The 11,934-nt window shown below is 53.8% G+C and carries 10 protein-coding genes; all 10 read left to right on the forward strand.

From position 1 onward, the window contains the following. The first annotated feature begins 104 nt into the window (after positions 1-104). The 10 genes from E5358_RS10085 (at position 105) to pdxA (ending at position 11,922) form a co-directional block, all read left to right on the forward strand. Complete coding sequence (locus E5358_RS10085; RefSeq protein WP_135940065.1) at positions 105-308, forward strand: hypothetical protein; 204 nt, start codon at positions 105-107, stop codon at positions 306-308. A gap of 220 nt (positions 309-528) precedes the next feature. Further along, positions 529-1,212 carry a succinate dehydrogenase cytochrome b subunit gene (locus tag E5358_RS10090; protein ID WP_135940066.1) on the forward strand — a complete coding sequence of 228 codons (684 nt, stop codon included), beginning with the start codon at positions 529-531 and terminating at the stop codon, positions 1,210-1,212. Between the two features lie 26 nt (positions 1,213-1,238). Next, a complete protein-coding gene (locus tag E5358_RS10095; protein WP_135940067.1) occupies positions 1,239-3,221 on the forward strand; it encodes a fumarate reductase/succinate dehydrogenase flavoprotein subunit in 1,983 nt (660 codons plus the stop codon). A 151-nt stretch (positions 3,222-3,372) separates the two neighbouring features. Then, positions 3,373-4,131: a succinate dehydrogenase/fumarate reductase iron-sulfur subunit gene (locus tag E5358_RS10100; protein WP_135940068.1), complete on the forward strand. Its 759-nt coding sequence runs from the start codon at positions 3,373-3,375 to the stop codon at positions 4,129-4,131. Positions 4,132-4,213: 82 nt separating this feature from the next. After that, positions 4,214-5,317 (forward strand): transporter, encoded by a 1,104-nt coding sequence (locus E5358_RS10105; protein WP_135940069.1) that lies wholly within the window; start codon positions 4,214-4,216, stop codon positions 5,315-5,317. A gap of 228 nt (positions 5,318-5,545) precedes the next feature. After that, entirely contained in the window at positions 5,546-6,448 is a 903-nt protein-coding gene (locus E5358_RS10110) for a dihydrodipicolinate synthase family protein (RefSeq protein WP_135940070.1), read from the forward strand. A gap of 13 nt (positions 6,449-6,461) precedes the next feature. Beyond that, a complete protein-coding gene (locus E5358_RS10115) occupies positions 6,462-8,045 on the forward strand; it encodes a sodium:solute symporter family protein (protein WP_135940071.1) in 1,584 nt (527 codons plus the stop codon). A 116-nt stretch (positions 8,046-8,161) separates the two neighbouring features. Further along, positions 8,162-9,307 (forward strand): iron-containing alcohol dehydrogenase, encoded by a 1,146-nt coding sequence (locus E5358_RS10120; RefSeq protein WP_135940072.1) that lies wholly within the window; start codon positions 8,162-8,164, stop codon positions 9,305-9,307. Positions 9,308-9,395: 88 nt separating this feature from the next. Next, on the forward strand, positions 9,396-10,802 hold the full coding sequence (gene axeA1 / locus E5358_RS10125) for an acetylxylan esterase AxeA1 (RefSeq protein WP_135940073.1): 1,407 nt from the start codon (positions 9,396-9,398) through the stop codon (positions 10,800-10,802). Positions 10,803-10,878: 76 nt separating this feature from the next. After that, positions 10,879-11,922 (forward strand): 4-hydroxythreonine-4-phosphate dehydrogenase PdxA, encoded by a 1,044-nt coding sequence (gene pdxA / locus E5358_RS10130; RefSeq protein ID WP_277821250.1) that lies wholly within the window; start codon positions 10,879-10,881, stop codon positions 11,920-11,922. The last annotated feature ends 12 nt before the right edge of the window (positions 11,923-11,934 follow it).

An 11,934-nucleotide genomic window follows, 5' to 3' on the forward strand; every position in this document is an offset into this window, starting at 1 on the left:
TTTATTTTACTGCAAAAGTAAGAAAATATTTTGAATTCTTTGGAAAATATTTTGATTAATCAACAATAATTATTAATTTTGCAGAGGAAACCACGCACATACGCGTGTACAATCTGACAGAGAGCGTCTCCGCGCGCCCTGTATGCCGTCGTGCCCGACCACGCGGGAGGCATCCCGTGGCGTGGAATTTTATGGGCTCAGGCGCGAAAAGCCGTGGGGCAAGGAAACGATGCCGGCGGCGGATTGTGGCGCAGGACTTTGCGAGGCGTTACCTTTTGCCATACGAAATGTTACCTTTCGCGTGGTAAAGCGTTACCTTTCACATAGTGAAGCGTTACCTTTTGGCAAGGGGCGTGGGGTGCGAAGTGGCGTGGCTGATAAACCATGATGCAACATGATGCGCCATGGTGAATCATGATGTAGCGCGATGTGGCATGATGTAACATGGTATCTCATGATGCAGCTTGACGAAAAACCTATCGGAACAAATTCAAAAACATAATTAATTCAATCAACATTCAAAAATCTATGTGGTTATTAAACTCTCCAATCGGTAGAAAGGTAGTTATGTCCGTGACCGGCATCTGCCTTATCCTTTTCCTGACGTTCCACATGAGCATGAACGTAGTCGCGCTGTTCTCAGCAGAGGGCTACAACATGATCTGTGAGTTCCTTGGAGCCAACTGGTACGCCGTGGTTGCAACACTCGGTCTTGCCGGTCTGGCAGTGATTCACATTTTCTACGCTTTCTGGCTGACAATGCAGAACAAGAAGGCGCGCGGAAACAACGCCTACGAGGTGACAGAGAAGCCGGCAATGGTGGACTGGGCATCACAGAACATGCTCGTCCTCGGCCTTATCATCGTCCTCGGCATGGTGCTCCACCTCTACCACTTCTGGTGGAACATGATGGCTGTAGAGCTCCTCGACCCTGCTGCTGCCATCTACGGCTGCGGTGCAGGCGTTCCGGGTCCTGCTGACGGCTATGCGTGGATAGAGCTCACATTCAAGAACCCTGTGTGGACAGTCCTCTACCTCGCTTGGTTTGCCGCAATCTGGTTCCACCTCACCCACGGTTTCTGGTCAGCAATGCAGACCCTCGGCATCAACGGCAAGGTGTGGTTCAACCGCTGGAAGGTAATCGGCGTTGCCTACACCACAATCCTTATGCTCGGATTCGCCGTGGTGGCAATAGTGTTCACATTGAAATAATCGAACCTTGAAGAAACAAGAAAACAATGGCTAAGCAATTAAACTCAAGAATACCAGAAGGACCGGTAGCCGAGAAATGGACCAACTACAAGGCTCATCAGCGCCTGGTCAACCCTAAGAACAAACTGAAGCTCGACGTCATCGTTGTCGGAACAGGTCTGGCAGGTGCCAGTGCTGCCGCATCACTCGGCGAGATGGGCTTCAACGTCTATAACTTCTGCATCCAGGACTCACCGCGCCGTGCGCACTCTATCGCAGCGCAGGGTGGTATCAATGCCGCTAAGAACTATCAGAACGACGGTGACTCCGTCTATCGCCTGTTCTACGACACAGTGAAGGGCGGTGACTACCGTGCACGCGAGGCAAACGTCTATCGCCTTGCCGAGGTGTCCAATGACATCATCGACCAGTGTGTAGCCCAGGGCGTTCCTTTCGCACGCGAGTACGGCGGTATGCTTGCAAACCGCTCTTTCGGTGGTGCGCAGGTTTCACGTACATTCTATGCCAAGGGACAGACAGGCCAGCAGCTCCTCCTCGGTGCCTACTCTTCTCTCTCAAAGCAGGTTAACGACGGTAAGGTCCGTCTCTACACACGCTACGAGATGGAGGATGTCGTAATCATCGACGGACGCGCTCGCGGTATCATTGCCAAGAACCTTGTCACAGGCAAGCTCGAGAGATTCTCAGCCAATGCCGTGGTAATCGCCACAGGTGGTTATGGCAACGCTTACTTCCTCTCCACAAACGCCATGGGCTGTAACTGCACGGCAGCCATCCAGTGCTACCGCAAGGGTGCGATGATGGCAAACCCTTCATACGTGCAGATTCACCCTACATGTATCCCTGTACACGGCGACAACCAGTCAAAGCTGACCCTTATGTCAGAGTCTCTGCGTAACGACGGCCGTATCTGGGTGCCTAAGAAGATAGAGGATGCGAAGGCTCTCCAGGCAGGCACAAAGCAGGGCTATGAGATTCCTGAGCAGGACCGCGACTACTATCTCGAGCGCCGCTATCCGGCCTTCGGCAACCTCGTGCCACGTGACGTTGCCAGCCGTGCTGCCAAGGAGCGTTGCGACCACGGATTCGGTGTCAACAACACAGGTCTCGCCGTGTTCCTCGACTTCTCCGAGTCTATCCAGCGCCTGGGTATCAATGAGATACGCCAGCGTTATGGCAACCTCTTCGACATGTACGAGGAAATCACCGACGTCAATCCGGGCGAGCTTGCACAGACTGTGGACGGCGTAGAGTACTATCATCCGATGATGATCTTCCCTGCCATACACTATACAATGGGCGGTATCTGGGTTGACTACGAGCTCCAGACAACCATTCCGGGACTCTTCGCCATCGGCGAGTGCAACTTCTCCGACCACGGAGCAAACCGTCTCGGTGCGTCTGCCCTCATGCAGGGTCTTGCCGACGGCTATTTCGTTCTTCCTTATACAATCCAGAACTATCTCGCCGACCAGGCTATCTGGCCACGCCTCTCTACCGAAATGCCTGAGTTTGAGGCTGCTGAGAAGGCTGTCGACGCAGAGCAGGAGCGTCTCCTCAACATCAAGGGCAAGCGTTCTGTGGACTCTCTCCACAAGGAACTCGGTCACATCATGTGGGAGCATGTCGGCATGGGACGCACAAAGAAGGGTCTCGAGGAAGGTCTGAAGATGCTCAAGGAGTTGCGTAAGGAGTTCAATACCAATCTGTTCGTGCCGGGAACAAAGGACGGTCTCAACGTTGAGCTTGACAAGGCTATCCACCTCCGTGACTTCATCCTTATGGGTGAGCTTGTCGCTTACGACGCCCTCCACCGTGAGGAGTCCTGTGGCGGACACTTCCGTGAGGAGCACCAGACAGAGGAAGGTGAGGCAAAGCGTGACGACGAGAACTTCTTCTATGTCGGCTGCTGGGAGTACCGGAACAACGACGAGACAGCTCCCGAACTCTCAAAAGAGCCTCTCGAGTACGAGATAATAAAGGTACAGACACGTAACTACAAGAATTAATAATCTCAGGGTGAGAGTTTTTTTCTGATGCTACATGATGAATCATGGTTAATCATGATGCAACATGACTTCATGACAGAACATGTCGAACCATGATTCATCATGTTGCATCAGAGAAAAAAAACTCCCAACCCACAACCTTAGAATAACAATGGCAAAGAATATAACTGTAACAGTAAAATTCTGGAAGCAGAACGGTCCAAAGGACCAGGGACACTTCGAAGAGCAGCTGATGAAGAATGTGCCGGACGACACATCATTCCTCGAGATGCTCGACATGATGAACGAACAGCTCATCAATGACGGCAAGGAACCATTCGTATTCGACCACGACTGCCGTGAGGGTATCTGCGGCATGTGCTCACTCTACATCAACGGCACACCGCACGGAAAGACAGAGCGCGGAGCAACAACATGCCAGCTCTACATGCGTAAGTTCAACGACGGTGACGTAATCACCGTAGAGCCTTGGCGCTCGGCAGGCTTCCCTGTAATCAAGGACTGTATGGTGGACCGCAACGCCTTCGACAAGATTATCCAGGCAGGTGGCTACACATCTATCCGCACGGGACAGGCTCAGGACGCCAACTCTATCCTTATCCCTAAGCAGGACGCTGACGAGGCAATGGACTGCGCCACATGTATCGGCTGCGGTGCTTGTGTCGCTGCCTGCAAGAACGGCTCGGCAATGCTCTTCGTGTCCTCTAAGGTGAGCCAGCTCGCCCTCCTCCCACAGGGACGCCCTGAGGCAGCAAAGCGCGCAAAGGCAATGGTGATGAAGATGGAGGAGCTCGGCTTCGGCAACTGTACAAACACTCGTGCCTGCGAGGCTGTTTGTCCTAAGAACGAGTCCATCGCCAACATCGCACGCCTGAACCGTGAGTTCATCAAGGCAAAACTCGCTGACTAATCCCATGAAGGGAACAACTCTATAACTACCGACCGCCCGTGACGACAGTCCGGGCGGTTGTTGTTTTCTGTCAGTGTTGTCAATGTCAATACTGTCAATCTTGTCAGAACTGTCAATACTGACACCACTGTTCCCGGTCAATACTGACACTATTGTCATTACTGACAGTACTGACTTTCAAAAATCACTCATGAACCATCTCCGCTCCTTCAAGCTCCCCATCGCAATGATTATGGGCGTGCTTGCCTACTACCTCTTCCGTGCCCTTCCCCTCGACACAGAGGGCGAAAGGATGCTCTACGCCACCATAACGCGACTGGTACAGCCGTCGCTAATCTTCGTCATGCTCTTCCTCTCCTTCCTCAGAGTAAGCCCCCACGACCTCAAGCCCCACCGCTGGCACGGCATTCTCCTGCTCACACAAGGCGGAATCTTTGCACTCCTTTCCCTCGCCGCCTGTGCCTGCACCCTGCTGCCCACTACCATTGCCGGGGAAGCAAAACTGCTCCTTGAGGGCGCGATGCTATGCTTCATCTGCCCCACAGCCACCGCCTCGGCAGTCATTGTGCGGAAACTCGGCGGCTCCATGTCAGGCATAGTGACCTACATCCTCCTCTGCAACCTTATGGTAAGCATCCTCGCACCCGCCTTCCTGCCACTCGTGGAACCGCACGCCGGCATGGACTTCTTCACCGAACTGTTCCTCATAATGGGACAAGTGTTCCCCCTGCTCCTATGCCCACTGCTCCTCGCTATCATCATAAGGCACTATTGCCAAAAGCTCTGCGCAAAGCTCCTCAGTGTGCCCGACCTCCCTTTCTACCTCTGGCTCATAGCCCTTCCACTCGCTATCACAGTGACCGTGCGCACCATATACAACAGCCATATCGCCCTTTCCCTGCTCCTGTGGCTGTCCCTCGTCTCCCTTGTGGCATGCATAGTCCAGTTTGCTCTCGGTAGGATGATAGGCAGACGCTATCCGCAACAAACCCATAACTCACAACCCATACCTCCGGAAGAGCGCAGCGCAATCACTGCAGGACAGGCCTTCGGGCAGAAGAACACCGTCTTTGTCATCTGGCTCGGCCTCATGTTCCTCAATCCCGTTACCTCCGTCGTAGGCGGATGCTACAGCATCTGGCACAACATCATCAACTCTTGGCAGCTCTATAAGGCAGGGAAATGACAGCAATCCGACAGGTCATCAACTTGCCAACTTGGCAGTTTGTCAAACAGAAAACTTGACAATTTGCCGGATTGAAAAAACAACATTTTCCCCTTTCAATCCAAAAAAACATGGAAAATCATTGACAATACAAAATATTTTATTAACTTTGCAGATACCTGAAACAAAAAGCTGAGACAATCGAAAAACAAAACATAATCAAACAAACTAACAAAACTACAAGAAAACATGAACAGTAGCAAGTACAATGGTGTGGTTGTCCCTATGGTGACACCGGTGACCAAGAACGGATTCCTGGACAAGGAAGCAGTGGAGAGAATCATCAAGTCGTTCGTCAAGGCAGGCGTAAGCCCGCTGCTCATGGGCACCACGGGAGAAGGAAACTCCGTGTCCACAATCGACGGACAGGCGTTCATCGAGACTGCCGTCAACGCCGCAGAAGGCAAGATAACAATCTATGCCGGACTGACCGGCAACTGCTTCATAGAGCAGCTCAAGCAGGCAGGATATTACAGTGCATCGGGCGCGGACGTCATCGTGGCGACACTGCCAAGCTATTACGCGCTTACTCCGGAGCAGATGGAGAACTACTACACAAAGCTTGCGGACTCCATAAAAGGTCCGCTCATGCTCTACAACATTGCGGCGACGACACACATGTCCATCCCGGTCGATGTCATCGAACGCCTTTCCCACCACCCGAACATCGTGGGTCTGAAGGACTCAGAGCGCGACATGGAGCGCATGGAGAAGTGCATCGCCATCGCTCAGGGCAGGGACGATTTCGCTTATTTCTGCGGATGGGCGGCACAGTCGGCACGCTCTCTGGAACTCGGCGGCAACGGTATTGTGCCTTCCACAGGCAACTTCGTGCCGGGAATGTTCAAGGAACTTTATGACGCAGCCGTAACAGGCGACATGGAGACTGCCAACCGCCTGCAGGACGAGACAAACGAAATCGCCAAGATTTACCAGGCAGGACGCACCCTCGGACAGTCGCTGACAGCACTGAAGGTCATGATGCAGACACGCGGGCTGTGCACCCCTGACATGCTCATGCCGCTCACACGCCTCTCCGAGGACGAGGAGAAGGCTGTCGCAGAGAAAGCCATGACAATCACCAACGAGTAAAATTGGCGGAGTTATGGCAGACATTCACTGGGTGGACTACGCCATCGTAGTCCTTTCTATCCTTCTTGCCATAGGCATGGGCGTGTTCTTCGCCCACAGGCAGAAGGACACTTCCACCTACTTCACAGGCTCCGGAAAGGTGCCTGTGTGGGCGGTAGGAATGAGTATTTTCGCCACACTGATAAGCAGTGTGACGTTCCTCGCCTATCCGGGAGCGGCTTACGGCGGCAACTGGATACTCCTTGTGCAGGGACTTATGGTGCCCTGCATCTTGGTTTGCTGCATAGGAATCATTGTGCCTCTGTTCCGAAAGGTCATCCGACTCTCCACGTATGAGTACTTCGAGCGACGCTTCGGACCTTTGGCACGCTACTATTCCAGTGTGGCGTTCATCCTCACCCATTTCACGAAGATGGGCTCCGTCTTCTTCCTTGTCTCAATGGCGCTGGCGGCGTTCATGAACATCGACATCTACATCATCATCGCCGTCCTCGGTGTGACGATAATCCTGCTCACTTTCCTCGGTGGCATGGAGGCGATAATCTGGATGGATGTGGTGCAGGGCGGACTGCTCATCGGCGGCGGACTCCTTTGCGTTGTCATGCTCCTCTTCCCTTACGGCACGGACATAACCTCCGGAGAGATACTCTCCACGGTATGGAATGCCACGACAAATGTCGGACCTTACGAGGTCAGCAAGATAGGTGTCGGGCCGTTTGAGTGGGACTTTGTCGAGACAACCTTCTGGGTGATGGTGTTCAACGGCATCTTCTACGCCCTGCAGAAGTATGGCACAGACCAGACAATCGTGCAGCGTTACCTGACCGCAAAGAGCGACCACGAGGCGAAGAAGGCAGCCTTCATCGGCGTGTTCCTCTCCGTTCCCGTGTGGACGATGTTCATGTTCGTGGGCTCACTGCTCTTCGCCTACTATCAGCTTGCGCCGGATGCTGCCGTGGAAGGCATGAAACCGGATGCCGTCTTCCCGCATTTCATCTCCACACAGCTCCCTATGGGCGTGCGCGGAATAATCATTGCGGCAATCGCGGCGGCGGCAATCTCCTCGCTCGACTCCGACCTCAACTGCCTTTCGGCTATCGCCGTGCAGGACTATCTTGTGCGCTTCAAGCCGGATGTCAGTGACAGGACGAAACTCATCTTCGGCCGCTGGATAGTTGTCCTTGCAGGACTTGGCGCGATAGGTATCGCAATCCTCTATGTGCAGAGCAACGGTGGCGCGGTTCTTGAGACAATCTTCAGTTTCTATGCCATCTTCTCCGCCGGCATCGTGGGCATCTTCCTCCTCGGTCTGCTGAGCAAAAGGACAAACAAGCAAGGACTGTATGTCGGTCTTGCCGTCTGCATCCTGTTCACCGCTTATGCAATGCTCACCTCCCCGCAGAAGATGCCTGACGGCTCAAAGCAGGCGCTTCTCGACCTCGGCGCGTGGAACTACACCCACTCCAAGTATATGCTCGGCGTCTACAGCCACATCATTGTCCTTGTCGTGGGCTATGTGGCGTCCTTCTTCTTCAAGGGCGAAAAGATTGACGAGGAGCTCACTCTGTGGGGCTGGCTGAAGTCAAGGAAGAATTAATTAATCAAGGTTGGAGATAGTGGTTCTGCATCATGATGCAACATGTTTAACCATGATAAATCATGATGCTGAACCATCAACCCTTAATCCTAAACCCACTAAATAAACAACAAACAATGAACCCAATAGAACTTAAGCAGCCGCAGCGCATCGTCTTCGGCACCGGCTGCATGAACAAGATGTGCGAGGAATACCTCGCTTCCGGACTGAAAAACCTTTTCATTCTCACCGCTGACCCGATACTCCCGCTCATCTCACCGGTCATCAAGCACCTCGAAGAGGGTGGGGTGAAGACCATGGTCGAGACAAAAATCCTCGGCGAACCTACCGTCAACGACTTCAAGCGCATACTCAAGGAGGCGCAGGAATTCGGTGCGGACTCCGTGATAGGCATCGGCGGCGGCTCTGTGATGGATGTTGCAAAACTTGTCGCTACATTCATGCACACCGAGCAGACCATCGAGGAATGCTACGGCATCGGTTTCGTCAAGCAGCGCGGAGTATGGTTTGCCTGCGCTCCTACGACAGCAGGCACAGGTTCGGAGGTGTCCCCTAACGCCATTCTCCTCGACGAGACGGACAACGGAAAGAAGGGCATAATCTCCAATTTCCTCCTTGCCGACGTCGCTTACCTTGACCCACAGCTCACCGCTACAGTGCCTCCGCGCATCACCGCCGAGACAGGTATGGACGCGCTGACCCACTGCATCGAGGTCTACACCAACAAGTTTGCCCACCCATGCGTGGACATGTACGCCCTGAAAGGCATAGAGCTTATTGCCAAGAACCTTGAGCGTGCCGTCAAGAACGGTAAGGACATGGAGGCCCGCGAGGCAATGCTCCTCGGTTCGATGTACGGCGGTCTCGGTCTCGGACCTGTCAATACGGCAGCTGTACACGCCCTAGCTTACCCTGTGGGCGGCATGTTCCATAAGAGCCACGGCCTCTCCAACTCCGTCCTTCTGCCTACGGTGATGAAGTTCAACATGGAGGCAAATGCCAAGAGATATGCCGACGTGGCTGTCGCTTGCGGATGTGAGCCGGGCGCGACTGACGAGGAGACTGCTCTCCGCGGCGTGGAGTTTGTGGCACAATTGTCAAAGAACTGTGGCATACCGCAGACTCTTGCCGAGATTGACATCCCACAGTCGGAGGTTCCGGCAATGGCAGCGGCAGCAATGCTCCAGCAGCGTCTGCTGAAGAACAACCCTCGCCCTGTCACCGAAGAGGATTGCAAGGACATATATAACGCGCTTTATTAATAATTAGGGGGGATCATGGTCATCATGATATCACATGATGTAACATGATGCATCATGATGACCATGCCCCCTCTCCAACCCACAACCAATGAAACACGGACTCACTGCCTGCCTGCTCGCCTTCGCTGCCGTCCTTTCGGCACAGGCGCAGACAGCACGCAAACTGACATTACCTTTGTCAGACGACGGAAAGGCGGAGATGACTGTCTACCTTCCTGAGCACCCGCGGTCGTCAGGAATGGCGATTGTCGACTGCCCGGGTGGCGGCTATTCCCACCTTTCCATGGAGAATGAGGGACATAACTGGGCACCGTTCTTCAACGAGAACGGTGTCGCCTACTGTGTCCTGCAGTACAGAATGCCTAAGGGCGACCGCTCGGTTCCTCTCACTGACGCCTACAAGGCGATGCAGACCGTGAGGGACAGCGCCACGGTATGGCACATCAACCCTGCCGCAGTGGGCATCATGGGATTCTCCGCCGGCGGACATCTCGCCTCCTCTGTCTCCACCCATGCCCCTATGGCAGTGCGTCCGGACTTCTCCATACTGTTCTATCCGGTCATCTCCATGGACCAAAAAGTCACTCACAAAGGCTCTTGTGTCAATTTCCTTGGCGACGGACTCAATGATGAGCAGCTCATAAAGGAATGGAGCAGCCACCGTGCCGTGCGCCGCCATCTCACTCCGCCTGCCATCATCCTGCTTGCCAGTGACGACCGTGCCGTGCCTCCGGTGACAAACGGCATAGCGTATTATTCCGCCATGCGCAACGCCGGAAACGACTGCTCGCTCTTCGCATGGCCGTCGGGAGGTCACGGATTCGGCTTCCGCACGACCTTCGCTTACCACGAACAGATGAAGGTGGAGCTGCTCCGCTGGCTCGACACTCTCCGTCTTCCGCAGCAGGGAGCGAAGAAGATTGCCTGTGTGGGCAACTCCATCACTGACGGCATGGGCATTGACATGGCGGGCAGGAACGGCTATCCTGCCGTCCTCGGCAAGCTCGCCGGAGAAGGCTATGTGGTAAAAAACTTCGGTGTCAGCTCACGCACGGCAATAGACAATGGAGACCTCCCTTACCGAAAGGAAAAGGCTTGGCGCGACTGTCTTGACTGGCAGCCGGACATTGTGGTGATAAAGCTCGGTACGAACGACACTAAGGAGCATAACCGCAATGGGCTTGAGAAGACTTATCCTGCCGCCGTGCAGAAGATGATTGATGAGCTTCGTGCACTGCCTTCCTCACCGCGCATCTTCCTTGCCTCGCCGATTCCTGCCTTCAAGTCTTCATGGACTATCAATGATTCCATCATTTCCGCTGTTGAAGTCCCTGCCTTGAAGAAGCTGTCGAAGAAGAACAAGTGCGGATTCATCGACCTCCACACTCTCTTTGCACCACATTCCAACCTCATGCAGAAGGACGGCATCCACCCGACTGATAAGGGGGCGGCAAAGATAGCGGAGATAGTTGCCGAGGCAGTGCTGAAGAATTAATAATGATGCGACATGATACAACATGATGACTCATGATTCATCATGTCAAATCCAACTAAAAAACCACAACCACACCATGAAACCAATATTAGCAATAACCATGGGCGACCCTGCCGGCATAGGACCTGAAATCTGCGTCCGCTCCCTCGCCCGCAAAGAGACATATTCCCTCTGTAAGCCACTCGTCGTAGGCGATGCGAAGATTATCAGCCTCGCCATCGACCTCCTGAAACTCGACCAACCGCTCTCCGTGAACGCCATTGCCGACGTCAAGGAAGCCAAGTTCGAGCATGGCACAATCGACGTTTACGACCTCGACCTCATAGACCTTGACACATTCAAGTTCGGCGAAGTGCAGGTGCAGTGTGGCAATGCTGCCTTCCAATACGTGCGCAAAGCTATCGAACTCGCCATGGCCGACGAGGTTGACGGCACATGCACAGCACCGCTTAACAAGGAGGCGATACACCTTGCAGGTCACAATTACGACGGGCACACAGAGATTTACGCCACCTTCACCAACACGAAGAAGTATGCCATGCTCCTTGCCGACGGTCCTATGCGTGTGATTCATGTCTCCACACACGTATCGCTCCGCGAGGCTTGCGACCGTTGCAAGAAGGAGCGTATCATAGAGGTTTATGAACTTATTGACGACGCCTGCCGCCAGTTTGGCATCGACAATCCGCACATTGCCATAGCAGGACTTAACCCACACTGCTCGGAGAACGGACTCTTCGGCTGGGAAGAGGCGAAGGAAATCATCCCTGCCGTGGAGGAACTCAAGGCGCGTGGCTTCAATGTTGAAGGTCCTGTGCCGCCGGACTCAGTGTTTGCGAAGGCAAAGAGCGGCAAATATGACGGTGTCGTGGCACAGTACCATGACCAGGGACACATACCTTTGAAGGTCGTTGGATTCAACTGGGACGCAGCGACAGGCAAGATGCTGCCACAGAAAGGTGTGAACATCACCCTCGGACTCCCTATCATTCGCGTGTCCGTCGACCACGGCACAGCCTTTGATGTGGCAGGAAAAGGTGTCGCTGCCGAGGACGCTCTCATCTCTTCCATTGAGTATGCGACAAAGATGGCGATAACACGCCGCCAGAGACTTGCGTAAAGGGTTATCATT

This window comes from Palleniella muris, from assembly GCF_004792655.1.
Lineage (GTDB): Bacteria > Bacteroidota > Bacteroidia > Bacteroidales > Bacteroidaceae > Prevotella > Prevotella muris_A.

What these genes read in the sequence shown, in the direction of transcription:
- E5358_RS10100 (WP_135940068.1), top strand. Translation starts at nt 3,373, where the DNA reads ATGGCAAAGAATATAACTGTAACAGTAAAATTCTGGAAGCAGAACGGT.
- E5358_RS10095 (WP_135940067.1), top strand. Translation starts at nt 1,239, where the DNA reads ATGGCTAAGCAATTAAACTCAAGAATACCAGAAGGACCGGTAGCCGAG.
- E5358_RS10120 (WP_135940072.1), top strand. Translation starts at nt 8,162, where the DNA reads ATGAACCCAATAGAACTTAAGCAGCCGCAGCGCATCGTCTTCGGCACC.
- pdxA (WP_277821250.1), top strand. Translation starts at nt 10,879, where the DNA reads ATGAAACCAATATTAGCAATAACCATGGGCGACCCTGCCGGCATAGGA.
- E5358_RS10090 (WP_135940066.1), top strand. Translation starts at nt 529, where the DNA reads ATGTGGTTATTAAACTCTCCAATCGGTAGAAAGGTAGTTATGTCCGTG.
- E5358_RS10105 (WP_135940069.1), top strand. Translation starts at nt 4,214, where the DNA reads ATGTCAATACTGTCAATCTTGTCAGAACTGTCAATACTGACACCACTG.
- E5358_RS10115 (WP_135940071.1), top strand. Translation starts at nt 6,462, where the DNA reads ATGGCAGACATTCACTGGGTGGACTACGCCATCGTAGTCCTTTCTATC.
- axeA1 (WP_135940073.1), top strand. Translation starts at nt 9,396, where the DNA reads ATGAAACACGGACTCACTGCCTGCCTGCTCGCCTTCGCTGCCGTCCTT.
- E5358_RS10110 (WP_135940070.1), top strand. Translation starts at nt 5,546, where the DNA reads ATGAACAGTAGCAAGTACAATGGTGTGGTTGTCCCTATGGTGACACCG.